Source organism: Exiguobacterium sp. MH3 (genome assembly GCF_000496635.1).
Classification (GTDB): domain Bacteria; phylum Bacillota; class Bacilli; order Exiguobacteriales; family Exiguobacteriaceae; genus Exiguobacterium_A; species Exiguobacterium_A indicum.
Map to the genome: position 1 here is coordinate 1,309,948 of NC_022794.1, position 25,390 is coordinate 1,335,337.

The 25,390-nt window shown below is 46.6% G+C and carries 27 protein-coding genes and 1 other annotated feature; of the genes, 18 read left to right on the forward strand and 9 right to left on the reverse strand.

Annotated features, from left to right (window positions below):
• The first annotated feature begins 82 nt into the window (after nt 1–82).
• The 6 genes from U719_RS06680 (at nt 83) to U719_RS06705 (ending at nt 2,488) form a co-directional block, all read left to right on the forward strand.
• A complete protein-coding gene (locus U719_RS06680) occupies nt 83–451 on the forward strand; it encodes a hypothetical protein (RefSeq protein ID WP_023467988.1) in 369 nt (122 codons plus the stop codon).
• Nucleotides 452–584: 133 nt separating this feature from the next.
• Nucleotides 585–875, forward strand: a complete 291-nt coding sequence (locus U719_RS06685) for a hypothetical protein (RefSeq protein ID WP_023467989.1) — start codon at nt 585–587, stop codon at nt 873–875.
• Between the two features lie 25 nt (nt 876–900).
• Nucleotides 901–1,401, forward strand: coding sequence for a GNAT family N-acetyltransferase (locus U719_RS06690; protein WP_023467990.1), 501 nt, complete (start codon nt 901–903; stop codon nt 1,399–1,401).
• 19 nt (nt 1,402–1,420) lie between these two features.
• Nucleotides 1,421–1,645 carry a hypothetical protein gene (locus U719_RS06695; protein WP_023467991.1) on the forward strand — a complete coding sequence of 75 codons (225 nt, stop codon included), beginning with the start codon at nt 1,421–1,423 and terminating at the stop codon, nt 1,643–1,645.
• A gap of 74 nt (nt 1,646–1,719) precedes the next feature.
• The gene (locus U719_RS06700) at nt 1,720–1,938 is read left to right on the forward strand and encodes a hypothetical protein (protein WP_023467992.1); all 219 of its coding nucleotides are present in this window, start codon (nt 1,720–1,722) and stop codon (nt 1,936–1,938) included.
• A gap of 73 nt (nt 1,939–2,011) precedes the next feature.
• Entirely contained in the window at nt 2,012–2,488 is a 477-nt protein-coding gene (locus U719_RS06705) for a glutathione peroxidase (RefSeq protein ID WP_023467993.1), read from the forward strand.
• Between the two features lie 79 nt (nt 2,489–2,567).
• Here U719_RS06705 and U719_RS06710 read toward each other — a convergent pair whose 3' ends face one another.
• Both U719_RS06710 and U719_RS06715 read right to left on the reverse strand, forming a co-directional pair.
• Nucleotides 2,568–3,029 (reverse strand): hypothetical protein, encoded by a 462-nt coding sequence (locus U719_RS06710; protein ID WP_023467994.1) that lies wholly within the window; start codon nt 3,027–3,029, stop codon nt 2,568–2,570.
• A 3-nt stretch (nt 3,030–3,032) separates the two neighbouring features.
• Nucleotides 3,033–3,944, reverse strand: coding sequence for an EamA family transporter (locus tag U719_RS06715; protein WP_023467995.1), 912 nt, complete (start codon nt 3,942–3,944; stop codon nt 3,033–3,035).
• 156 nt (nt 3,945–4,100) lie between these two features.
• Between U719_RS06715 and U719_RS06720 the strand changes: the two genes are divergently transcribed.
• From U719_RS06720 to U719_RS06750, 7 genes are all read left to right on the forward strand, one after another.
• A complete protein-coding gene (locus U719_RS06720) occupies nt 4,101–5,054 on the forward strand; it encodes an SMI1/KNR4 family protein (protein WP_023467996.1) in 954 nt (317 codons plus the stop codon).
• A gap of 132 nt (nt 5,055–5,186) precedes the next feature.
• Nucleotides 5,187–5,432, forward strand: a binding site (T-box leader).
• Nucleotides 5,433–5,482: 50 nt separating this feature from the next.
• Entirely contained in the window at nt 5,483–7,036 is a 1,554-nt protein-coding gene (lysS, locus tag U719_RS06725; RefSeq protein ID WP_023467997.1) for a lysine--tRNA ligase, read from the forward strand.
• Nucleotides 7,037–7,156: 120 nt separating this feature from the next.
• Nucleotides 7,157–8,041, forward strand: a complete 885-nt coding sequence (gene murQ, locus U719_RS06730; RefSeq protein WP_023467998.1) for an N-acetylmuramic acid 6-phosphate etherase — start codon at nt 7,157–7,159, stop codon at nt 8,039–8,041.
• Between the two features lie 12 nt (nt 8,042–8,053).
• The gene (locus U719_RS06735) at nt 8,054–9,427 is read left to right on the forward strand and encodes a PTS transporter subunit EIIC (protein WP_023467999.1); all 1,374 of its coding nucleotides are present in this window, start codon (nt 8,054–8,056) and stop codon (nt 9,425–9,427) included.
• Between the two features lie 82 nt (nt 9,428–9,509).
• Nucleotides 9,510–10,556, forward strand: a complete 1,047-nt coding sequence (locus U719_RS06740; protein ID WP_023468000.1) for a DUF871 domain-containing protein — start codon at nt 9,510–9,512, stop codon at nt 10,554–10,556.
• A complete protein-coding gene (locus tag U719_RS06745) occupies nt 10,553–11,080 on the forward strand; it encodes a hypothetical protein (RefSeq protein WP_041255395.1) in 528 nt (175 codons plus the stop codon). Before U719_RS06740 ends, U719_RS06745 begins: the two co-directional genes overlap by 4 nt.
• 101 nt (nt 11,081–11,181) lie before the next feature.
• Nucleotides 11,182–11,739, forward strand: a complete 558-nt coding sequence (locus U719_RS06750) for a DUF1349 domain-containing protein (RefSeq protein WP_023468002.1) — start codon at nt 11,182–11,184, stop codon at nt 11,737–11,739.
• 64 nt (nt 11,740–11,803) lie between these two features.
• On the opposite strand, the gene U719_RS06755 is transcribed toward U719_RS06750, so the two are convergent.
• The 6 genes from U719_RS06755 to U719_RS06780 all read right to left on the reverse strand — a co-directional run bounded on the left by U719_RS06755 (nt 11,804) and on the right by U719_RS06780 (nt 17,696).
• Nucleotides 11,804–12,910: a citrate synthase/methylcitrate synthase gene (locus U719_RS06755; protein ID WP_023468003.1), complete on the reverse strand. Its 1,107-nt coding sequence runs from the start codon at nt 12,908–12,910 to the stop codon at nt 11,804–11,806.
• A gap of 360 nt (nt 12,911–13,270) precedes the next feature.
• The gene (locus U719_RS17115) at nt 13,271–13,735 is read right to left on the reverse strand and encodes a site-2 protease family protein (RefSeq protein WP_023468004.1); all 465 of its coding nucleotides are present in this window, start codon (nt 13,733–13,735) and stop codon (nt 13,271–13,273) included.
• Between the two features lie 142 nt (nt 13,736–13,877).
• The gene (locus tag U719_RS06765; protein ID WP_023468005.1) at nt 13,878–14,630 is read right to left on the reverse strand and encodes an ABC transporter ATP-binding protein; all 753 of its coding nucleotides are present in this window, start codon (nt 14,628–14,630) and stop codon (nt 13,878–13,880) included.
• Nucleotides 14,627–15,691: an iron chelate uptake ABC transporter family permease subunit gene (locus U719_RS06770; RefSeq protein ID WP_023468006.1), complete on the reverse strand. Its 1,065-nt coding sequence runs from the start codon at nt 15,689–15,691 to the stop codon at nt 14,627–14,629. The genes U719_RS06765 and U719_RS06770 overlap by 4 nt, the downstream gene beginning before the upstream one ends.
• The gene (locus U719_RS06775) at nt 15,688–16,683 is read right to left on the reverse strand and encodes an ABC transporter permease (protein ID WP_041255397.1); all 996 of its coding nucleotides are present in this window, start codon (nt 16,681–16,683) and stop codon (nt 15,688–15,690) included. Before U719_RS06775 ends, U719_RS06770 begins: the two co-directional genes overlap by 4 nt.
• Nucleotides 16,684–16,703: 20 nt before the next feature.
• The gene (locus U719_RS06780; protein ID WP_023468008.1) at nt 16,704–17,696 is read right to left on the reverse strand and encodes a siderophore ABC transporter substrate-binding protein; all 993 of its coding nucleotides are present in this window, start codon (nt 17,694–17,696) and stop codon (nt 16,704–16,706) included.
• 387 nt (nt 17,697–18,083) lie between these two features.
• Between U719_RS06780 and U719_RS06785 the strand changes: the two genes are divergently transcribed.
• The 4 genes from U719_RS06785 (at nt 18,084) to U719_RS06800 (ending at nt 22,857) form a co-directional block, all read left to right on the forward strand.
• Nucleotides 18,084–19,040 carry a diguanylate cyclase domain-containing protein gene (locus U719_RS06785; RefSeq protein WP_023468009.1) on the forward strand — a complete coding sequence of 319 codons (957 nt, stop codon included), beginning with the start codon at nt 18,084–18,086 and terminating at the stop codon, nt 19,038–19,040.
• Nucleotides 19,041–19,277: 237 nt separating this feature from the next.
• Nucleotides 19,278–21,293, forward strand: coding sequence for a PTS sugar transporter subunit IIA (locus U719_RS06790; protein WP_023468010.1), 2,016 nt, complete (start codon nt 19,278–19,280; stop codon nt 21,291–21,293).
• A 3-nt stretch (nt 21,294–21,296) separates the two neighbouring features.
• A complete protein-coding gene (locus tag U719_RS06795; protein WP_023468011.1) occupies nt 21,297–21,563 on the forward strand; it encodes a PTS sugar transporter subunit IIB in 267 nt (88 codons plus the stop codon).
• Between the two features lie 31 nt (nt 21,564–21,594).
• Nucleotides 21,595–22,857, forward strand: a complete 1,263-nt coding sequence (locus U719_RS06800; protein ID WP_023468012.1) for a PTS ascorbate transporter subunit IIC — start codon at nt 21,595–21,597, stop codon at nt 22,855–22,857.
• A gap of 107 nt (nt 22,858–22,964) precedes the next feature.
• Here U719_RS06800 and U719_RS06805 read toward each other — a convergent pair whose 3' ends face one another.
• Entirely contained in the window at nt 22,965–23,522 is a 558-nt protein-coding gene (locus tag U719_RS06805) for a hypothetical protein (protein WP_023468013.1), read from the reverse strand.
• Nucleotides 23,523–23,777: 255 nt separating this feature from the next.
• Between U719_RS06805 and nikA the strand changes: the two genes are divergently transcribed.
• Nucleotides 23,778–25,388: a nickel ABC transporter substrate-binding protein gene (nikA, locus tag U719_RS06810; RefSeq protein WP_023468014.1), complete on the forward strand. Its 1,611-nt coding sequence runs from the start codon at nt 23,778–23,780 to the stop codon at nt 25,386–25,388.
• Nucleotides 25,389–25,390 lie beyond the last annotated feature (2 nt).

Genomic DNA, 25,390 nt, shown 5'->3' on the forward strand with positions numbered 1-25,390 from the left:
ATTGTTAAATGATGTTATTTAAAGTATAATATAAACATTTTATTTAGAGAGAATGATATGATGGAAGAAAGGAGGTCAAATTATGCTTAGAAAAGTATTGCTCGTGTTTTTAACAATGTGCTCCGCAGTGGCATTATTATTCATCGCATCAAAAAATGCAGTAGGAGATCACGTCATTTCGTTAGAGGAGCCGGTAGCCTTTCGTATTTCGGTGATCATGACCATCGTATTGTTCTTACCACCGCTCATTTTTTCGTTCTTTAACCGTCCACTAATCAATATCATCAATGTAGTCTATCAATCCTTTATTGTTCTAACATTTATCGGATTGATGCCAATTGGCTTCATGATTCCAAATGGGATGATAACCACATTATTTTCGTTCATTGGAACGATTTTAAGTGTTTTCAGCATCTGGAGTATTTATAAATACCGCTCAACACACGCTTGAAAAACGCGTCTTATTAAAGTAGATGAATGATACCAAAATTTTATGAGTGAAGTAGCATGATGCATACATAGTCTTGAAAAGCGTTCAAAACGAACGGTATTACACAACTAATTATCTTTGGAGGAAATGAAAGATGTGGATCATACTGGGTTTACTGGCGATTGGATTTACGGCACTGAATATCATCTTTTATTTGATCGGTAAGAACTATCGTTTCCTGATGGTGCTCGGACTGAGTTTTACGGCACTGACGCTGTGCGCCGAATACCGACTCGTCGCAGAATTCGTGGCGCGGGAGGACTGGGCAGCGTTACAAGATGTCGTAACGGGCATGGAGCGGGCACTGTGGGTATTGACGTTCATTTCGATCGGATTAAACGTATTGCCAATACTGTTAGACTACCGAAAGAATCGATCTCGTTGAGGAATCCAAGAGGAGCTGAATCTTGATGAGCTATACATTTTCACCGCTGACGCAACGACAGGCGGAACAGATCGCCTACGAGTGGCAATATGACGGGACGTTTGCATTTTATGATATGCCGAATGACGAAGAAGATTTAGCAGAATTTCTCGATCCAGCAAAGCGGACGGAACATTATTTTGCTGTGTTAGATCGGGAAGAATTGATTGGCTATTATGTATTTGAACCAAACGCAGACGTCGTTGACGTCGGGCTTGGCATGCGACCAGACTTGACGGGACGAGGAAATGGAGTGGCATTTTTAGAAGCAGGTCTTGCGTTCATCATGGACCGGTATGCACCTAAACAAATTGAATTAGCTGTCGCGACATTCAACGAGCGGGCGATTCGCTTGTATACGAAAAGTGGCTTCCTTCCAGTCGAACGCTTCCAACAGGCGACGAATGGTGGAAGTTATGAATTTTTGAAGATGCGTTTACAACCCGTCCACTCGACGGAACCTTTTCCAAACTCTATAAGTAGATAATAGAAAAGGAGATGATGTTATGGCACGCTGTATGAATTGTCAGTATAAGTTCAACACAAAAGAACTACTCGCTGTCAGTGTTGCAATACATGGGAAAGGCAAACCATGTCCGAACTGTGGCGTGAATCAATACATGTCCCGAAAGTCGCAATTTTATCTTTCACTCGGGAATATCAGTCTCTTGTTCGTCCTGTTCTTGCCGTTTCTGATTCGGTTGAGCGACCAGGAAGAATCGATGAGGTAAGATGTCGGTTACCTTCGATTTCATGAAACTTTTTCCTGAATCCACCAGTAGATAAGGAAGAAGGAGATGGTCAGATGGTACATTGTACGAATTGCCAGTATACGTTCAAAACAAAAGAAGTGCTTACTGTCGGATTTTCGAAACATGGGAAAGCATGTCCGAACTGTGGCGTGAAGCAATACATTTCGAAAGACTCGCAACATTACTTATCGCTCGGATATGTCAGTCTCTTGTTCGTTTTGATCCTACCGTTCGTCATCAAACTGAGCGACAAAGAAGAGACGATTTGGTAAAGCATTACGCGCATGCCTGAAAACGACAGGTTGCGCGTTTTGTCTTATACTCGGGGCAAAGGAGCTGGGAAACATGCAAACCGTATACGATGCAACCGTACAAAACGCAGCGGGCGAGACTGTTTCATTAGATGACTATGCGGGGCGTGTCCTCGTGATCGTCAACACGGCAAGCAAATGTGGGCTTGTTAAACAACTTGGCGAACTACAGGCATTGTACGATAAATATGACGAGCAAGGAGTCACGGTGCTTGGCTTTCCGTGCGATCAATTCAATCAGCAGGAGTTCGCGAGTCAGGAAGAGACGATGCAGTTCTGTCAGCTGAACTATGGCGTGACGTTTCCGATATTTCAGAAGATCGACGTCAATGGACCAAATGAGCATCCGCTTTATACATTCCTAAAACGCGAACGCTCCGGTCTGCTGTCGTCGAAGATTAAATGGAACTATACGAAGTTTTTAATCGATCGCCAAGGTCGTGTCGTACAGCGGTTCAGTCCGGTCGATTCCGTCCAGTCAGTTGAAAGAACGCTATCTTTGTATTTATAAACCAAATAACCGTCCGGCGCGAGTCGTTGGGCGGGACGAACGAATACCCTACCTTTGGCAAGGTAGGGCTTTTTTTATGTCATTCAACAATGAACGAATCAAAGGAATGCTTGACGATCGCATCGCTGCGCTTATGTCCGAGATCGGTCAGAACCGGTGGACGGGGAGACAAGACATGAAAATCCTGCTCGAACGCACGAAGCCAGTAATGAACCCAGTCTTTTGTAGGATCGAGTCCCATCATTTCACGTGCGAATGTCAGTAGCTTTGAATCGGTCAGCGTCAGAAGTGGAATCGAGTTGATCTCGACATCTTCTTTTAGTTCATAGAGGTCCGGTGAACGAAGCAGAATCGCATCCGCCTCGAAGGTCAATCGGAAGTAATTGCAGCTGTAGTGGCCGACGATGACCATCGTCTCCTCCGTATGCCCACGAAAATGAAAGATCAATCGGTTACCATTTGCGACATCCATCAAGAACTGATTAAGTCCGATGTGATAATCTTCGCGAAATTGTAGTTTCTCAAGCGTGATTTCTTGCATGATTTAGCCTCCAGTCCGAGTTTGCCGTTCTTCTGTCAAAACGGTTTGGCGCGCTGCTAGGTGAGACGAACCAATCAATAAGGCGATTCCGAGTAATAATAACGAGATTCCGAACCAAGCCGTACCACTTAATTCTTCACCGAGGACGAACACACCAAGCAAGGCGGCAGTCAGCGGCTCACCGAGCGAGAGCGTGACGGCAGTCGACGATGGTACGTTCGATAGTCCTTTCGCGAATAACCAGTAAGCGATTCCGGTCGCAACGACGCCGAGATGGAGGCTGATTCCGGCACCACGTGACGTGAACAACCAGGAGAGGTCGAATAAGAAGAGCAGAGGTGACAACAGTAAGGCGCTCGTCGTGAAAATGACGGCAACGACTGACAGCGGTGCGTGTGTCTTGACGAGGTTTCGACTGACGAACGTATACCCGGCAAACGATAGTCCGGCACCGAGTGCAAGGACGATTCCGATTGGATCAATCGCAACCGTTCCTTGATTGTTCAATAGCAACAGACAGCCGGTGATCGATAGTCCGGTCGATGCCCACCACAGCAGCGCTGGACGTTTCTTTAGGAACAGCCACTCGATACACCCGGAAAAAATTGGTGCGCTACCGATTGCGACGACGGTACCGACGGCGACACCGGTCATCAATACAGCGGAGAAGAACAGCGGTTGGTAAGCCGCCATGCTGACGGCAGCGAGTAAAATCGTCCGTGCCGGCCAGTCGCGTAACGTCAACGTTCCTTTGAAGAGAACGAGACAGAGTAAGAACAGTCCACCGACAGCCAGACGAACGGCACCAATTGCAATCGGGTGTGCATCTTCTGGCGCAAAGGCTTGTGAGGTCCCCGTCGTGCCCCAAAAGATCGCAGCGAGTAATATGAGCAACATCGATGATGATTTAGACATGAGTCACCTCTTCGAATGCAATTTTTTAAAATGATATTAGAACGAGAATACCACAGAACGCGTAAGATAGAATACACCAAATAATTGAAAAAATGGTATGATGTATAGGGTGAAGTCGTATCATTCACGAATACGAAAATGAAAAGGATGGGACCCATGAAAGAAATGAACCAAATCGAAGCGGTACTTGACGTCTTATCACAAAAAATCAGTCACGGGTCGACCTTCATTCAGCGGCGATACGATACAGGAGTCGCTCAATTCAATTTAAATGATCCGGTGACGGAACAGGCGATTCAGTCATTTGAAAAACAGTTCAAACTAACGTTACCAAGTGAATATAAGACATTCCTTCGTTTACATGACGGAGCGGAGTTGTTCATGATCCAAGGTCTTGGTATCGAACTCTATCCACTTGAAAAAGTCATTGAAATGACAATCCAGGCTAAAGAGGACGACCTGATCCATGAAGACTATGATCACTTCTTGATGATTGGCGAAATGAACGAAGGATATGTATTGATCCAGACGGAAGATGCAAAGACGGATGAGACACCGTATATGCACTGGATGTTTCATGAGTTATCGACAGAGGAGACTGACCCGATTGGACAGAACTTCGGCACGTTCCTCGAGTATGCAATCATTGCGCAAGGCGATATGTTCTGGGAGTTCAAGGACTTCTCGATTGCAACAGATGCTTATTATGTAGAGAATCACAATTCTGAAGAGGAAGTGAACAAACCACGACCGATTCGCTTCGTCGACTCGGTTCGCGTTGAAATCGAGTATCCGATTGCGAAAAGGGATGCGTATTTCTCGGTTAAGATTTTCGAAGGGAAACAAGAAAAAGAACGTCTTGGCAGTAGCTACGACTCGGATTCGCGCTTTGAACAAGTGATGCAATCGGTTCGAGAATATCTAATGGCAGAGCGATTCCAGTATTCGTCGATCATGGTTTTTCAAACGGAACATCGGTTTTGGCAGAACGAGGACGAGACAGGTGATCCGTTGATTCGTAACCATAATCCGCAGCGTCAAGGACTGAGCTTCGATGGATATCGTGCCTTCGTTGAAGAGCAACCACGACCACTTCCAGGGTGGGAATGATACAATCACTGTTTGAATTCGATGATTTTCACCATCGAAACTCAAAATAAAGTTTTATCTTGTATCCCCTCATCTTTCAAAAAAGAATTGACAATGAACTGGATGAATCTGTATGCTAATCAAAATTACATAATCAAGGCAATGACGAGAAGAGTAGGAAGAAATTGACGGTGCCAAGCGAGTCCGAGATGGTGAGAGCGGATGACCGGTTTTCTCTCTGAAAAAAGCCTCCGAGCTTCGTACGGATTCCGATATGGATGATGCTACGATGGGTTCTCCCATTATCGAGAGCATGTATGATTGTACATGTGAAGGTTCGTCTGGTGACAGGCGGACGAACAAAGGTGGTACCACGGGAAGCTGATTCTCGTCCTTTAGGCAACTAACGGGCGAAAATCAGCTTTTTGTCTACTACTGGAGGAATCATCATGCATTGGGCAGAACACACTGCAAGAACCATTATCGAGTGTCAGCCAGATAAAGAGACATACGTCTGTGCTGCCGGGATCAGTCCATCGGGTCCCGTTCATATCGGCAATTTCCGGGAAGTCGTCACGACGTACTTCGTTGCGCGTGCGCTGCAAGACCTCGGCAAAGACGTCCGCTTTTTGTTTTCATGGGACGATTACGATCGTTTTCGAAAAGTACCAGCGGATGTCGATCAAGCATTTACTCGATACATCGGGATGCCTTATAGCGCCGTTCCGGCACCGGATCGATCCGACATGAGTTACGCGACGTACTTTGAACAGCAATTCGAAACGATGCTGACAGCATTCGAGATCACACCAGACTACCGTTATCAACACGAAGCCTATACGTCTGGCATTTATGCTGAACAAATCATCCACGCGTTTCGCCATCGTCACGCGATTTATGACATCTTGATCGACCATAAGACAGCAGCAGGATCCGATGATGAGCGAGCAGCGTTTTACCCGGCGACCGTCTATTGTGCTGCTTGTGGAACCGACGCCACTACCATCGATTCGTTCGATGAAGCTGAAGCCACGTACCATTACAGCTGTCGATGTGGTCATATGGCAATGGTCGATATGCGGACGGAACATCGGATGAAATTGAACTGGAAAGTCGACTGGGCGATGCGCTGGGCACATGAAGGCGTCGATTTCGAGCCGGGTGGAAAGGATCATTCAGCAGCAAACGGAAGTTACACGGTTTCGTCCCGGATTGCGCAAGAAATTTTCCAACAGCCGGCACCGCTCTATCTCCCGTATGAATTCATTCGTCTAAAAGGGGAGTCGAAAAAAATGTCGAGTTCATGCGGTGGTGTCTTGACTCCGCAAGATCTACTCGCCGTCTATCCACCGAGCATTCTTCTGTTCTTATTTGCGAAACATCGTCCGAATCACGCCTTTCATATCGGGCTAGATGAAGATGTGTTACGCAATTACAGTGAGTTCGAGCGTTTTGTCGCACACTCATCGCGTCAATCCGAAGACATTCAGCAAAGTCTGCGTTGGAGTCATCGTGGAACTGCTCATCTCGTTTCGTTTACGCAGTTGACGATGATTGGTCCGATGGTTGGTTTTGAACCTGATTTGATTGAAAATGTGTTTTGCGCGAGCGTTCCGCCTGAACAGATTGACCGTGCTCGTACTTTCGTTACGCAATGGTGTCCGGAGCGGGAACTTCATATCAGTTCTGTTCCGAATTATGAACTACATGCGCAACTGACGGGAACGGAACAGGACTGGATCCAACAATTCGTCGTTGCTCTTCGAACGGATGAAGACATCCTCTCTGCCTTCTACCGTTTGACACGGCAAGCTGAAAAAAAGGAGACGCTTCGCCTGCAGAAACACTATGCGACGCTACTCTATCAACTGACGATCAATCAATCCTACGGACCACGCATCCCATTACTCGTCGCGACGATTGGACGGGAGCGAATGTCTGCGTTATTGGACTTTGCGAATAAGGAAATTACGACAAGCAGGAAATCAAGAGACCGAGCCTGAAAAAGAAGGACAAAACCTTATTTTTATATATCGAAATTTAATTTCAAAATTAAATAAATAATATTGAATTAAAATTTCTTAATTGTATAATAAAGGGAGGGAAGAGAAAGGGTGAAGCAGATGTTAGATCAATTAGCAACGGAACGTCGAAATGAACGGACGATGCAACTCGATGAGATGACAGTCGAAGATGTCTTACGGGTGATGAACGCTGAGGATCAAACGGTCGCGACGGTCATTCGGGAACAAATCCCCGTCATCGCGGAAGTCGTCAAACACGTCATTGCATCATTCAAAAACGGAGGACGCTTGATTTACATCGGTGCCGGTACGAGCGGACGGCTTGGGATTCTCGACGCGGCAGAATGTGTGCCGACGTTCGGGGTCTCACCAGACATGGTCGTCGGTTTGATTGCTGGCGGCGAACGCGCGTTGATCAAAGCGGTCGAGGGAGCAGAGGATAGTCGGACGCTTGCCGTCGACGATTTGAAAGGGCTCCAGCTAGAAGCTCGTGATACGGTCATCGGGATTGCAGCAAGCGGTCGGACGCCGTATGTCATCGGCGGGCTTGATTACGCGAAGGAAGTCGGAGCGGTGACGGCAGCGATTTCTTGCAACACGGATGCGGTCATCAGTGGGCACGCGCGTTATGCGATCGAAGTCGAAACAGGTCCGGAAGTCTTGACGGGGTCAACAAGACTAAAGGCTGGAACGGCACAAAAGCTCGTCTTGAACATGGTTTCGACAGCGGCGATGATCGGTGTCGGCAAGGTCTATCAAAACCTGATGGTCGACGTCCAGTCAACGAACGAAAAACTGGAGATTCGGGCGAAGCGGATGATCCGTGAGGCCACAGGAGTCGATGCCGTAACGGCGGAGCGTGTCTTCCATGAAGCACACGGGCACGTCAAGACGGCGATCGTCATGATTCTCGCGAATGTTCCGCATGCGGAAGCCGTCGAACGATTACAGCAAGCGAACGGATTTGTCCGAGACGCACTCTAAGGGGGAAACACGATGAAGAAGGAAGAAGTGCTGGCACACGCGATTCTCGAGCACGTCGGTGGAAAAGATAATCTCCGGCAGCTTGCGCACTGTATGACGCGGGTTCGTTTATCGCTAAAGGATCCGACGCAAGCCAATATCGATGCGTTAAAGCGGATTGATGGGGTCATGGGGGTCATCGATGACGAGACGTTACAAATCGTCGTCGGTCCGGGAACGGTCAATCGGGTAGCAGAACACTTAAGTCGCGAAACAGGACTCGCGATCGGGGAAGAGTCCGTTGATCCGAACTTGACGCCAGAAGAACGAGCTGCCGTCGAACGGCAAAAAGTAAAAGCAAAACAACAGTCACCGTTCAAACGCTTCTTGCGCCGAATCGGGAACATCTTCATTCCGCTCATTCCGGGTCTTGTTGCTTCCGGTATCATTAACGGTGGTGCGAACTTCGCAAAAAATGCGGGTGTCGATGAAACACAGACATGGATGCAGATTTTACTACTGATCGGTGGGACGGTCTTTTTATATCTCGCAATTCTCGTCGGGTGGAACACGGCGAAGGAGTTCGGCGGCACGCCGGTGCTCGGGGCAATCGCCGGTGGGATTCTATTCAACCCCGTGCTTGCGGACATCACGATTTACGGGGAACCGCTCGTTGCGGGCAGAGGCGGATTGTTTGGTGTCATCTTCGCCGCTTGGCTGATGACCTATCTTGAGAAACACATCCGTCGCTTCATGCTCGCATCGATTGATATCATCTTCACGCCATTGTTGACGGTGCTGATCGTTGGATTCGCCTCGCTCTATGCGATCATGCCGGTTGCTGGACTCTTGTCAGACGGTATCATGAAAGCAATCAATGCCGTACTTGAGGTCGGTGGACCACTCGCCGGGGCAGTACTGGCCGGCTTCTTCCTACCACTTGTCATGGTCGGTCTCCACCATGGACTGACACCAATCCATCTCGAGTTCTTGAACACGATTGGCAACACGCCACTCTTACCGATTCTTGCAATGGCAGGAGCGGGTCAAGTCGGGGCGGCAATGGCGATTTTCGTCAAGACGCGCAATCCGCGCCTGCGTAACATCATTAAAGGTGCGATTCCGGTCGGTTTCCTTGGAATCGGTGAACCGCTGTTATACGGTGTTACGTTGCCGCTCGGTCGTCCGTTCGTAACGGCATGTCTCGGCGCAGCAGTCGGTGGTGCCTTCCAAGCAACGATGAAGACGACGGCGCTTGGTGTCGGCGTATCCGGTTTATCATTGACTCCGTTGATCGACAACGGAATGTACTTGACGTACATCGGTGGTCTCGTCATCTCGTACGCGGCAGGATTCCTGTTCACGTACTGGTTCGGTTTCAAAGAAGAGATGGCAGACGGGATTTAAGGTGTGGACCAGCAGTTGAATCCTTCCCAAAAGAAGGAATCAGCTGCTTTTTCTCTAAGTAGAGAAGAGAAGGAGTGAGTCGATGAAAGGATTATCAATCTATTTAAGTGAACCGATCACAGACGAGACGAGCGAGTGGCTACAGCGGATGCGTGTTGTTGGCTTTACGTCGCTCTTTACATCGCTACATATTCCCGAGGACGATTCTTCACTGTACGTCGAACGCTTGCAAGCGCTCGGTCGTTTAGCACGTGAGCTCGGATTCGAACTCGTGGCGGACATCGCACCAGCGTCGCTCGCGACGCTCGGCAAGACATGGGAGACAGCAGCGACGTTAACGGACTGGGGCGTCACTGGACTGCGTCTTGATTACGGCATCAGCCCGCAGCAAATCGCGACGTTATCGAACCAAATGATGGTCGCGCTGAACGCTAGTACGTTAACAGCAGATGAATTAACGGAGATGAAGGCACAGGGTCTGCGAATCGATCACACGGAAGCGTGGCATAATTTTTATCCGCGACCGGAAACAGGACTCGACCGGACGTGGTTTGATGCAAAGAATGCTTGGTTGCAGGCGCAAGGATTACGGGTTCAAGCATTCATACCGGGTGACGAGACACTCCGTGGACCGTTGTTTGAGACGTTACCGACACTTGAAGAACACCGGCATGCGTCACCGTTCGCCAGTTATATCGATTTACAATCGACCGTCGATCGAATCCTCGTCGGAGATCCACGATTGACGGAGGCGACGATTCGGCAATTCGAAGCAGAGCAAGACGGAATCATCCTCCTCCGAGCCGTGGCGAACGGACGACAGATACAACGAGAGACGGAAACGAATCGGTTTGATCCGGCGCGGGATGTAATTCGGTCCGTCGAGTCGCGGATGAAGCCGTCGACGATCGATCTAACACCGCAAGATCCGTCTGCCCGTCCGCTTGGAACGATTACGATCGATAATGAAAAATACGGACGATACGCGGGCGAGGTTCAAATCACGAAACGTAATTTGTCGGCAGATGAGCGAGTCAACGTCCTCGGACGCGTCATTGAAGCCGATCAACCATTGATTGCACAGCTTGGTCCAGGAAGTAAGTTCCGGATCGAATGGGTGACGCCATGAAGCAGCTCGTTGCGGAACGACTCGCCTATCTGTACCGAGGAGAATTGTTCACGGTCGTCACGATTTTACCACTCAGCTGGTTTGGCAATCGTGTCTTTCCACGACTGCAGTTATTTGAACTCAGTGCCTTTTGGATGTCACTGTTTTTGTTTGAGCTGTTGTTGATTCAAGGAGCTTGGTATTGGTACAGCAAGTCAAGGCGTCTGAAGAAGGAAGGAACGTCGATCACCCCGGAACCCGTCGTCCGACGATTACGTCACTGTCGTGTCTTCAATCTGGCTTTGATCGTCCTGACAGCATATGCATTCGGACTCGATTGGATTCGCTCTCAATCCGATTTTCCAGTGTACGGGTTACGAATCACGTTGTTTTTGTATGTCTTTGCGATTCTTGAATACATTAATTATTTCCATATCCAACTGATGTACGATAACCGGTCGGATGTGCAATACTTAATACAGAATAGACGTTTGAAACGATCGGCTTTATATAAGGATATGCAACGACTTCGTCAAGTAGTCTAAGGGTTCATCGAAAATAGGAGGGATTGTATGCTCGATATGCTCATTCGTGGCTATCGAAAGTTACGGAAGTTAAGAGGGCGATAAAAAGGAGGGTGTTATGAATGAAATGGCTCAATCGACCGACACGGATCAAGGAGGAAACCCCATTACGCTTCGTGACGGATCCGGATACGGATTTTTGGCGCAATACCCATTATCAGTTTAACCGTCTGACAGGTCATGCGTTGTTACAGCATTCTCCGGACGGGGAATTCAAGTGCCGAATCGAATTAAAATTAAACCCGAATGCGACATATGATCAAGCGGGGATTTTGCTTTATGTGAACGACGATCACTGGGTGAAAGTGTCGGCTGAATTCATTCCGGATGGTCCGTCACATCTCGGTGCCGTCGTGACGAGCTTCGGTTACTCGGATTGGTCGTGTCGGGACGTCGATAATACGCTGTTTGATGCACCGCTGGTCTTTGAACTCCATTACCTCAATCAAGACGTCACGTTGTATCACGTAACAGGAGAGCACAAAGAGCAGCTTCGCATCGCACACTTACATGACGTGACGGATTTGAAGATTGGACCGTATGCGTGTAGTCCGGATGTAGAAGCGGCAGGGTGTGAAGTGGAAGTACTAGATTTCTCATTAGAGACAATCGTTAAATAAAACGCCATAGCAAATGGACCGATGTCAGGCATCGGTCCATTTTTTGATCGTATCTAGAGACTGATTAAAACTTAGCTGCTTGTTCCGGCATCTGTCCTGTATAGGACGATTGTGGTCTGAAGATCCGGTTATCTTGCGATTGTTCGAGGATGTGTGCCGTCCAGCCGATGATACGGCTAGAGGTGAACGTCGGTGTGAACAGTTCTTTCGGAATGTCGAGTCCTTTTAGGACGGCTGCCGCGAAGAATTCAACATTTGTATACAGTTTTCTACCCGGTTTGTATTCTTCGAGTAAATCGATCGCCGTTTGCTCCATTTGTGTAATCAGGTTGAACCAATCGCTCTCTTGCGCGAGATCTTTTGAGACGACTTTTAAGGCTTCTGAACGCGGATCGCGTGTTTTGTAGACCCGGTGACCAAAGCCCATCAGTTTTTCGCCTTTTTCTAACTTGTTTCGGATCCACGGTTCGATGTTGTCGATCGTTCCGATCTCATCAATCATCTCAATGACTTCTGACGGAGCGCCACCATGAAGCGGTCCTTTCATGGAACCAATCGCGGCACAGACGCCAGAAATCATTTCCGATTCCGTCGAGACGACGACACGGGAAGCGAATGTCGAAGCATTCATACCGTGTTCAATCGTTAGGATCAGATACGCCGTCAGCGCTTTAATCTCAACTTCACTCGGCAATTGTCCTTTAATCATATAGATGTAATTCGCGACGTGATCGAGTTCCGGATTCGGTTCGATGAAGTCAGCGCCTTGATTTTTTTGATATTTATAGGCGATGATCGATGGTAAGAGTGCTGTTACGTGCATCGCTTGATCAATTGTCGGTGGCCAAGCGAAAGCGGGTGTACCGAGTGCCGAGATCGCTGTTCGCATCGTACTCATGACATCCATCTCGTTCGGCAATGTATCGAGAATCGTCTTAATATAAGAAGGAAGTTCACGATAGCTCGTCATCTGTTCCTTGAATGTGACCAGTTCCGCTTCAGTCGGGAATTCACCATTCCAGATGAAATACGCGACTTCTTCAAACGAATAAGATAATGCGAGTTCCTTTGCCCAGTGTCCGCGATAAATAAGGTGACCTAACGTTCCATCGACTAAACCGATTTGTGTTTCAGCGGCAATGACGCCTTCGAGTCCTTTTTTGTATTCCATCTTTAACACTCCTTTTCTATTACCTACAGTCAGTATGACGTACGTTACCACTAAATCACCAGTAATTTGAATGCGTTTACAAAATTATTCTGAGGAGTGGTATAAACTAAGGTATGTGGGAGTCATCAGTTTATGCCGAATGTTCCATCTTTTTTCAATAAATCTAATATTTCTTAAGACACTTGGATTTTCTATAGTTTCTCATACCTTAACGTAACTATATGTGTATATACTATCTTTTATCAAAATGCATATCGCAATCCAAGGTATGTTTTAGATGTACTCATTAAAAAAGACTAGGACATCTACACAGTCCCAGTCTTTTTATATTAAATGTGAAGAGATCATCCTCCTAATTCATTATGCATGATCTCTTCGTTTAAATAGATAGATCAGTTGTAATCCATCGCTTGGAAATCCACTAAATAAACGAAGTGGTAATAGATTGAAAATGACGAATATAGCGGACATTCGTACGAAAGCTTGTAGAATGTAATGCATTGTTTCATTATGCAATAGAAAAAGGATCAGACTCCCGATCACAACACAAATGAAGTTAAACAATACACCACCTAGATAATAAAAAGATTTTTGCGTGCGATTTAACGTACTAATAGGGCCGTCCGGAGTATATAACCCTTCCCAAATGTACTTTCTAGAAATAAAGAAATGTCCCAGTTGAAAAAATGGTTTTCCTTTTCCTAATGCAATGGATTTAATCGGAATACCATAACATCGTGCAGCGAACGCATGACCATACTCATGAATAATCAAACAAGGGAAATAGAAGAGAAACATGATGAAGTTGTAGAGTAAAACATCCATATTCAGTCATCCTTTCATAAACTCATGTTACAAAATATGGATGATGGTTTCAAGAGGAGAGTATATACGAAAATGAGCAAAAGACACCACTGTGTGACGTTTGCTCATTGATTAAAAAGATATTAGGTACTCGCTATCAGCATCAATAGACGGCAATCGGACCGTATGGACCTTCGATGATCTCAAGTCGTGTCTCGAAAATCTCGGATAATAGCGCTTCATCCATGACTTCGGCGACCGTTCCGAAGGCGGCGATTTGTCCGTCCTTCATCGCACAAATGTGGTCGGCGTATTTCGCAGCAAAATTGATATCGTGCAAGACGGTGATGATCGTCCGTCCGAACGTATCAGCGACGTGTCGTAGATAACCCATCATCTGGACCGAGCGGGCGATATCAAGATTATTGAGGGGTTCGTCGAGTAGAATGTATTCCGTTTCCTGACAGAGTACCATCGCGACATATGCCCGTTGCCGCTGTCCGCCCGATAATTCGTCGAGGTAGCGGTTCTCAAGCGACGTCAACTCGAGAAAATCGATGTATTTCGAGATGATCGTCTCATCGTCAGCTGTCAAGCGACCTTTTGAGTAGGGGAAACGTCCGAAGCCGACGAGCTGGCGGACCGTCAGCCGGGTCACGAAATGATTTTCCTGTCGCAGGATGGTGATGATCTTCGCTAAGTCTTTCGATTTGCTACTCGTCACATCCATACCAGCGACTTCGATCTGTCCGTCATCGAGATCAAGCAAACGACCAATCATCATCAACGTCGTCGACTTACCGGCACCGTTTGGACCGATCAACGCCGTGAATCCGCCTTTAGGAATCGTTAAGTCGATTGGACCGATTCGGACCTCATCCGTATACGATTTTTTAACTTGTTCAAGTGATATCATAGGGACCTCTTTCTAAGCAACACGACAAGGAAAATCAGTCCGCCGAACAGTTCGATGATGACGGAGACGACGCTTGGCGTGTTGAAAATGTGATACATGAAGAAATAGGCAGTCGTCAAAACGAAGAAACCAATCGCGAATGCCATCGGGAAGACGTATTTATGATCGTACGTCGCAGCGACCTGATAACTGAGTGTCGCCACTAAAAAGCCGAAGAACGTCAACGGTCCAATCAATGCCGTCGACATCGACATCAGGAGTGAAATCAGAATCAAGAAGTAGATGACACTGCCACGATGGTTGACGCCGAACGATGTCGCGACCTCTTTACCGAGTGCGACGACGTTGAGTCGTCTTGACGAGAAGTAGAGCAACAGACCAACGATGAGGACGACTGGAATGACAATCGGGAAGTAGGACGCGTCGGCATTCGTGACCGAACCGAATAATCGTGCTTGTAAGATATCGAATTCGGACGGTGCAAGCATCTTTCGCATGAATGACGACAGCGAGTTCAGACCCGTACCGAGAATGATTCCGACGAGCAACATCAGCTGCAGGTTCGCGTACTTTCCGGACAACAACCATCCGTATAATAAGAGGCTCATCGCGAGCATGATTGCGACCTGTGTCAAAAAAGCGCTCGTGCCGGTAAAGCCGACGAGTGCTCCCGCACCGAAGAAGAAAATCATCGATGTCTGGATCGTCGAGTAGAGAGCATCAAAACCAAGCAGGGATGGTGTGATGATCCGGTTGCTCGTGACCGAATGAAAGGCGACGGTCGCGAGACTTTGGCAAATTGCCGCAATCGCCATCGTGATGACGGCCGTGATCCGGCGTTCGACGACCGGCCAAAAGGACGGAGAATCAAACGGGACCGGATTATTGTAGAGCAAGAGACCGATCGTACTGAGCACTCCGCCGCTGAGGAACAGAATGAGGAGAATCCAGTAGCGGCGCTCGAGTCGTTTCGACTGAAACGCAGATGCTCGGCGATTGGTTTCACGTGTAACGCTCGGTTGAATTCGTGTATGTTCTTGTTGTCTAATCGCGGTACTCATCTGACACCTCCAGTCTTCCGTCGACGTAACAGAATGATGATGAAGACGGCTGCCCCGACCGTTCCGAGAATCAAGGAGACCGGTAGCTCAAACGGACGGATGATCGTGCGTGAAATCAAATCACTGATTAAAATCGTCGCCATCCCAATCAGACAGACCCACGGCAGATTACTACGGAGATCGTCACCGCGAAACATCGAGACGATGTTCGGAACGATCAAGCCGAGGAAGGGCAGATTGCCGATGACGGTCGCGACGACACCGACGGATAGGGCAATCAGCCCGGTCGCGATCAGCATCAGTCGATTGTAGTTGACGCCAAGACTCGTCGCAATGTCTTCGCCGAGTCCGACGAGCGTCAAGCGACTCGCGAGAAAGAAGATACAGACCGTGACACCGATGATGATCCAGAGGTATTCGTAGCGACCGATCTGGACGGACGCGAACGAGCCGACGAACCAGCCTTCGATCGCTTGGCTGGCACGGAAGAACAACCCGAGAAACGTCGATATCGCGGAGATGACGGCTCCGAGCATCAGTCCGATGATTGGAACGATCAACGATGACCGCAATCGGACCGAACGGAGAAACCAGAAGAAGACCATCGTCCCGATGAACGCAAACACGATGGCTCCGCTCATCCGCATCATCAATGACGGTGCCGGAACGAGTAAGTAAACGGCTAACAATCCGAGTCCAGCCCATTCGATTGTTCCTGTCGTCGTCGGTTCAACGAGGCGGTTTTGCGTGATCAGTTGCATGACGAGTCCAGCCATCGCCATCGCAGCACCGGTCAGCATCAAGGCAAGTGTCCGTGGAACACGTGTGATCCAGAACATATCGAAATCGTTCGCGGCACTCCGTAGTTCGTAGACACCCGTGAAGAGAGACGCGGTTGCGAGCGCTAAGACGAGACATAAGGTCAAGACGAACGGCTTCGTCCAAACGACAGAAAAGGAAGGTCGAGCGGGTGGCTCAACTCTTCCATTCATTTGTTGCTGTGCGTGTGCCATTACTTCTCGAGCGCTTTCGCGATGTCAGTGAAGAATTCCGAGTACGTCTGAATCGATTCATTCAAGTACGTATCTTTCGGTGCGTAGACGATGTTGTCGTCTTTGATTGCTTTTGTTTTCTGCAGGGCAGGCGCACGGTCGATGACATCTTGCGCCGGTACGGCACCTTCTGCGTTTCCAAGTGGTGCGTCACGATCAAGGACGAGTAACCAGTCCGGGTTACTTTGAGCGATCGCTTCGACCGAGACTTCATCCCCTTGGTCGTTACCTGATTTTTGTTTGACTTCGAGGGCTGGTTTCCAGTCGAACAAATCATACATCGGTCCGAAGACACGTCCACTCATCGGAGCCGAGAAACCGATATCGCCACCTGAGACGATGACCGACATGATGCTGTCCTGTCCGTTATACGATTTTTTAACGTCTTTGATCGATTGCTCGAGCGTCGTCACGAGCTGGTCCGCTTCTTGTTTTTTATCGAAGATTTGTCCGAGTGTCTCAGTCGTATCTTCAAGTCCTTTGACGAGTAACTCACCTGGTGTACCGGAGTCTTCCGGTAAAGTGATGTCAAGGTCGATGACAGCAGCGTTCGGAACGAGTTTTTTGATGTCTTCATAATGATCAGCGAAACGTTGTCCGACGATGACGACGTCCGGATTAACACCAGCGATCGCTTCGAGATTCGGTTCGAAGTGCATGCCGACATCTACGATATCTTTATCTTTTGCATATGGTGATTCAGCCGGGAGCAGTCCGACTGGTGCTGCTGCGAGTTCGACGTTCCATGCGGCAAGCGTCTCGAATGTCCGGTTGTCGAGTGCGACGACCTTCTTCGGATCAACCGGGACGTTGACCGTTCCATGTGCGTCCTTGACTTTGACCGTTTTCGGTGCTTCCGCGTCCTTCTTTGTGTCTGCTTCTCCTGCGTTCCCGCATGCCGCCAGTAAAACAGCAAGCGAACTCACGACGAGTGGTGTTTTCCATTTCCCCATGATGATTCAGCTCCTCTTGTTTAATTTGATAACGCATGAATCACGGATTAAGTAGCAGATGGATTATGTAGTTCTATCTGAGTCATCTGTTCTCAATAAGTGATAATGATTATCATTGTCATGTTCACCGAGAATGATAGCAGACGATTTTAGAAGACGCAACGCTCATTTCCAGCCAAATGGCTGTCCGAATTTTTACCTTCTATAAACTATACGAAAATAAAAAAATGATAATCTTTCTCATTTAGGACTAGAATTAGGACCATCGAACGCTTTTTACAAAAACAGGTTTAAACGATAGTCAAAAGAGAAAGTGGTAATAAATGTAACCTTTTCGTTTTTCAAATCAGAGACGCTGCAGAAGATGACTTCGAAATGAGGTGCTGTATGAATCAACCATTTGAAGACTTGAAGATGTATCAAAATTTTGATGAATTGGCAGATGATGTCCTCGATTTTGCGAAAGAAATTCTACCCGAGCAGATGCTGTATTTATCAGCGATCGAAGCAGGACAACAACGGATGTTGAAGATTGCGAACGACAAAGCAGATATCCCGATGGTGGAAGGCATGCAGATTGAATTGAACCAATCGTTATGTAAGCTGATTGATTTTGAGACGAGACAGCCGGTCGTGCTCGAAGATATTCCGAACGCGGAACAACTCGGCGACTGGCGAAAGGGTTTGGAGGACGCTCACGTCCGGTCCTACTTAGGTATTCCAATCGTCTTGACGAGCGGAGAGACGTTCGGCACATTATGTGCGATCAATAATCGGGTCAGCTTGTATGAACAGAAGAATGTTCAGCTGTTGCAACGAATCGTTCGACTCTTCTTGTACTATTTGGAGCTTGAGCGCCATGCTTGGAAGGATGCGTTGACAGGACTTCACAATCGGCGGTACTTAACGAAGCAGTTCGAGGAGCATCCCGGGCAGACAGGAGCTGTCTTCTTCCTTGATCTCGATGGCTTTAAGCAGGTCAATGACGTCTATGGACACGAGACGGGGGACATCGTCCTGCAAGAGGTCGCACAACGCTTGCGACAGTTCGTCCGCGAACAAGACGACGCGATGGCCGTACGACTAGGCGGTGATGAATTCATCCTCCATTTCGGTCATTCGGATTCAAAGGCAGGGTGGGAACGACTCGCAGAGCGGATCGTCACTGCGTTAAGTGAGTGGGAAACGGACTACCGCGTGTCGACGAGTATCGGGATCGTGATGTATGACACTGCGTTTCGTCCAGAGTTGCAGGCCTTATTACAACAGGCGGATGTTGCGCTATATGCCGCTAAGTCGTCTGGGAAGAATACGTATCAGTTTTATGAGTTAGTAAAAGAGTGAAGACTATCAATCTGAAGAATATTTATTCGGTATAGAACAGGTTGTTTGGCTTATTATGGTAAAATACAAATAAAAATTAAATCGCTTGTAAAACACTCATGTGACGAATGAGTGTTTTTTTTGTTCTCAAGAATTAGAGACAGTTTTTTGTTAATAGCAAGAACAAACATCAATCGTAAACGCTTACAAAAAGATGGTGTTTTCGTTTTATACTGAATGCGTAGGAGGCCTCCACTTATGTTATTGAACGAAAAAAGTAAACGAATCCTTCATGTGATGCTTCATGAAGAAATCGTACAAATTCCATTTTTATTAACAATCTTACCGTATTCTAAACGAACTTTAGAGTATGAAATCGAACGTATTCAAGAATGGCTTGGATATCATCAATTACCGTTGATTGATGTGAATGGACCGATTTTGACGATTCCATCTGATAAGGGGATTGGAGAGAAATTAGAGAAAGCTGAATTAATCTTTTCGGAAGAAGAACGTGAGTTGTTGATCACATTCTATACGATGGTGGAAAAAGATTTTGTATCTTCCGTTCATTATCAGCAGTTGTTAAATGTATCGAAGTTTACAGTGCAAGAAAGTTTAAACGCTGTGAAAAAAGACGCGGTTCAATTTGGGATTACACTCAATTATTCTCGAAAAGATGGATATCACTTCTATGGGCATCTACAAACGATTTATTTGTATATGTACCGAGCGATTGAGCGATTAATTCGACTTTCTACGAAAAACGATTTGATGTCTATGATCATTGATGATTGGTCAGAGCGTTTAATTAAAGCGAAACAACACATTGAATCATATGAAGCAGAACAACAATTCCAATTTGTAGAAGAGCATCGAGAGAAACTATCTTATTTTTTGATGTTAGGTCGATCAATAGCTATCAAGGAAGTTGTACCCAGTGAAGAACCGCTGTTCGTGAAGAACATTGATTCAACTCTCATTTCTTATTTCGAAGAACGGACATTATTTGTTGATACGTTAGATCTCCTTATCCAAAGTGGTCCGAAGGTGGAAGAGGAAATTCAAAAAGATCTTCATGCTCGTCTTTTCAAAATCATGCATGAGGTGATTACTCATTTTGAGACGATTTCTTGCACTTTCATTATCGAAAAAGAGGCTCTTTGTGAAAAGTTAGTACTTCACTCGAAAGCTACGATGCAGCGCCTCTATTCAGGTTTGGAATCATCATCGGAATTAAAGCGGTATGTCATGGAAGAACACCAAGTATTACATGTTCTTGTATCGAAAGCGTTAGAACCATTCCGCAAGTTGATGAATCAAGACATACCAGATGTCGAAATCATGTATTATACGCTTCACTTTGCCACACATCTAAATCAGCAAGGAGAGCAATTGGATAAAAAGTTAAAAGCAATTGTTGTCTGTCCAAGTGGGATTAGTGTATCGCATATGCTTGATTACATTCTAAAAAATCAATTTCCTGAGATTGTATTTTTACCACCGGTATCACAACGTGAAGTGGGTCAATTCGTGGAAATTATCGATGTGATTTTTACGACAGTTCCGTTAGAAGAGAGTATTCATTTGCAGGCAGATGTCATGCTTGTACCTACCTTGCCGACACGTTTTGAGCAAATTACATTAAGACGGTCGGTGGAGCAGCGTTTTCTAAAACGAAACCAATCAGATGAAATTCAATTGGAGGATTTGATTGCTGTCATCAAACAACATGCAACAATCCAAAGTGAATCAGCGTTACGACAGGAATTAAATCAGCTGTTATATCCAAGACAACCAAAACTGCTACAAGGAGGGCAACCGGTGCTAAATGATTTAATCACAACAAACCAAATACAGATACACCAACGGGTAGAATCATGGATGGATGCCATTCGAGTGGCAGCAAGTCCTTTACTACTCGAGAAAAAGATTCAACCAGCGTATATCGAAACGATGATTCAAAACGTTGAGTCTCATGGTCCATATATTGTCTTAATGCCAGATGTGGCGATTCCACACGCACGACCGGAAGACGGTGTACTGCAACTAGGAATGAGTATTTTGAAATTAGAAGAACCTGTTTTATTTCCACAAGATAAAGAAGTACGTCTATTTTTTGTTCTTGCCGCCATTGATCAAACAACACATTTAAAAGCGCTAAGCCAACTGACGAATCTTTTAGGAAATCAAGCGGATGTCACACGTTTACTAGAGGCAAGCTCTGTAACAGAAATCGAAACAATCATCGAACCATATTCTGAGGAGGACTAAATCATGAAGAAAATTTTAGTAGTATGTGGAAACGGACTTGGATCAAGTTTCATTATGGAACTTAACGTTAAAAAGGCACTTGAACAAATGGGGAAAGAAGCAGATGTTTCTCATACAGATCTGTCGACTGCACAAACGGAACCGGCTGATATTTATTTAGGTGCAAAAGATATCATTATTTCGCTCGACAACGGTACTCGTGACATTGTTGCTCTTGAAAATGTCATGAATATCGAAGACATTAAGGCACAACTTAGTACGAGACTTTAAGTAACAACACATAACAGAAGGGGGACTGACCTTGCTTGATTTACTTATGCGAGATATTTTAGGAACGCCAGCAATCCTGCTCGGTATATTTGCTCTTGTTGGATTACTGTTGCAAAAGAAGGATATTGCAACAGTTGTTTCGGGGACACTGAAGACAATTATGGGCTTTATCATTATCGGAGCAGGAGCCGGTGTCATTATCGCAGCACTTGAAATCTTTAGTAAAATGTTCGATCAAGCATTCAGCATTCGGGGAATCATTCCAAATAACGAAGCAATCGTAGCAGTTGCTCAAGATGCATTTGGTGTAGAGACTGCAATGATCATGGTGTTTGGAATGGTCATGAACATTGTTTTGGCACGTTTTACACCATTCAAGTACATCTTCTTGACTGGACATCATACGTTATTCATGGCGAGTTTACTTGCAGCAATTCTCTCGGTATCTGGATTGAGTGGTGTTCTATTAGTTGTTGTAGGATCAGTTCTACTAGGATTATGTATGGTTCTTTTCCCGGCACTCTTGCAACCATTTGTTCGACAAATCACTGGTTCTGATGACTTTGCAGTCGGGCACTTCGGTTCTCTCGGATACTTCATCTCTGGAACGATTGGAAAATATGCGGGAAATAAAGAACACTCAACAGAGCAAATCAAGGTACCCAAACAATTAGGATTCCTAAGAGATACATCTGTTGCCGTCTCTTTGACGATGACGTTACTCTTTGTTGTTGTTGCTCTCTTTGCTGGACCGGGATTCATTGAAAAAGAATTATCGAGTGGGTCGAACTATATCGTTTTCTCTATCATTCAAGCTATTACGTTCGCGGCAGGAGTATACATCGTACTTGCCGGTGTTCGGATGTTAATTTCAGAAATCGTACCAGCGTTCAAAGGAATCGCGGATAAACTTGTACCGAATGCAAAACCTGCACTAGATTGTCCGACAGTATTTCCATTCGCACCAAACGCGGTCATCATCGGCTTCCTTTCCAGTTTTGTCGCTGGATTGATTTCAATGTTCTTCTTGCCTTTACTCGGATTATCAATCATCGTGCCTGGATTAGTACCACACTTCTTCACAGGTGCTGCTGCTGGCGTATTCGGTAATGCGACGGGTGGAAGACGAGGTGCAATACTTGGCTCATTTGCAAATGGTATTCTGATTAGCTTTTTACCGGCATTCCTCTTACCACTGCTCGGCAATCTCGGATTCGAAGGGACGACATTCGGGGATTCTGACTTTGCGTTCGTCGGTATTTTGATCAGTTGGATTGTTTCTCTATTCAGCTAAACGGGTTCCATTGCATCTTATTTCGTTATAAAAAGTTGTGCGTTTCATTTCTAGTTACACTAAAAGACCTGACGCTTCTGAATCTCCTCAGAAACGATCAGGTCTTTTTAGTTGCCATGAAGTCGATAGACGATCCGAATGATATCCTTTTTCGGAAGATCAGGGTACTTGAGACATAACGTCTCGACGCATGTCACGGGATCGACATCTTCTAATAAGCGGATGGCTTCCTTTACGACTGGATCATGTGGTTCGGTGACTTCGGAAGCTTTAACAGTTGAATCACTCGATTGATGAATTAGGTAAAACAATACCGTATGTACAGACACCAGCACGACTTTCGTCGCAAGCGAGATCGTGATGGACTCCACGTAGAGATCCATCCAAAGTAAGACGCTCAAACTGACGGAACCGTTCACGACAGCAAACAGTATGTTCGAGAAACGACGCTTAAACAGTCCGCCAAGCGCACGCATCATCCCGTCGAAGACGACGCTGACGACCAGGCTAGCGAGATAGAAACATACGAGAAACACTAGACAACCAACGAACGAATCGTAGGACACATCTCCGACGTATAAAATCAGTCCATCGATCATCAGTAAAGGGAGCACTAAGAGCAGACTGAGCAACACAAGCGAGACGGAGGAAACCAGTCGTGACATCCTATCATCCTTTCCGTGCAATTGATTTCGTTAGACAAGAAATGCAGCATACAAACTAGGATACCGTTTAACACAGTTGATTACAATTATTTACAAACAAGAGGCGTACACAGAATGTTACTCAGTTAAGCGTGGAAATCCTGTCAAAAAGCGCCTGTACGTCCAGTTAACATCTAGATTATCCATTGACAATCCTTCCCTTTCCCTCATACAATTGAAAATGATTATCAATACAAGTTGGGAGTTCTGCCTACCATGAACGTTAACCGTAAAAAATTACTGATTTCTACCGTCTCGATCCTGTCTTTGACATCTTTATTGATCGGCTGCTCGAACCCGGGCGAGTCGACAGGAGAGCGAAAAGATAAAGATACATTGACGCTCGCGTGGCCACGCGACGTCGGAACGATGAACCCGCACGTTTATAACCCATCACAACTGTTCGCACAGTCAATGATCTATGAACCACTCGTCCACTACGGAGAAGGTGGAAAGCTCGAGCCATACTTAGCCTCGTCTTGGAAGATTTCTGAAGACGGAAAAACGTATACGTTCACGCTCCGTGACGGTGTCAAGTTTTCGGACGGTTCGACATTCGACGCAGCGATCGTCAAAAAGAACTTTGACGCGATCCTCAAACAAAAAGCCTTACATAGCTGGCTTGGCTTCATCACGAAAATCGAGAAGACGGAAGCCGTCGATGCGAAGACGTTTCGCTTAACATTATCTGAAGCCTATTACCCGACGATTCAAGAGCTCGCGGTCGTCCGCCCGGTCCGTTTCCTCGGAGAAGCGGGATTCCCGGAAAACGGCGATACGTCGAAGGGTGTCAAAAAAGAAGTCGGAACAGGTCCATGGATGCTCGACGAATACAAACCGGATCAGTATGCGACGTTTAAGGTCAACAAGAACTACTGGGGTCCGAAACCGAACATCGATCACATCAAGGTCGACATCATCCCGGATGCAGAGACACGTGTCTTAGCACTCGAAAAAGGACAAGTTGATCTGATTTACGGTGAAGGGGCGATCAGCATCGATGCCTTCAATCAGTTGAAGACGGATAAATCCTACAAAACAGAGATGTCCGAACCAGTCGCGACGCGTCTCCTCGTCTTGAATACGAAAAATAAGCGTCTGTCTGACGAACGCGTCCGCCAGGCGCTCCAGCACGGGTTTGATAAAGCCGCTCTCGTCGAAGGGATCACATCGGGAATAGAAGCACCGGCTGACTACCTGTTGCCACCGAACATGCCGTACACGTCGAACCTGAAAGTGAAGCAACGGGATTATGACGTCAAGGAAGCAAATCGTCTCCTTGATGAAGCCGGTTGGAAACTGCCGAAGGGTGAAACGATCCGCGTCCAGGATGGTCAACCGCTGCAAATCGGGATGATGTATGATGCGGCCGAGCAGGTCCAAAAGGCGATGGCCGAAACACTCCAGTCGGAATGGTCGAAAATCGGCGTCGAGCTGAAGACGGAAGCCGTCGAACTGCCGGATCAAGTTCAGCGCTTCAAAGACAACCGATTTGACATCAACTTCTATAGTAACTTCGGTGCACCGTATGATCCGCATACGTTCGTGAACCTGATTGATACGGATGGCTTCGGCTTCAAGGAAGCGATTTCGGCTTATCCGAATAAAGAACAACTGTTGCAAGAAATCAAAGATGTTTTGAAGACGACGGACGAGACGAAACGTCAGAAGATGTACGCCGATATTCTGCCATCACTCCAAGATCAAGGGGCATTGATTCCGATTTCGTACTTGAAGAAGATGGCAATTTATCAGTCGGACGTGACGAACTTCCAGTTCCCGGCGAACCGGGATGAGAGTCCATTTGCTCGGATCGGCATTAAGTAAAG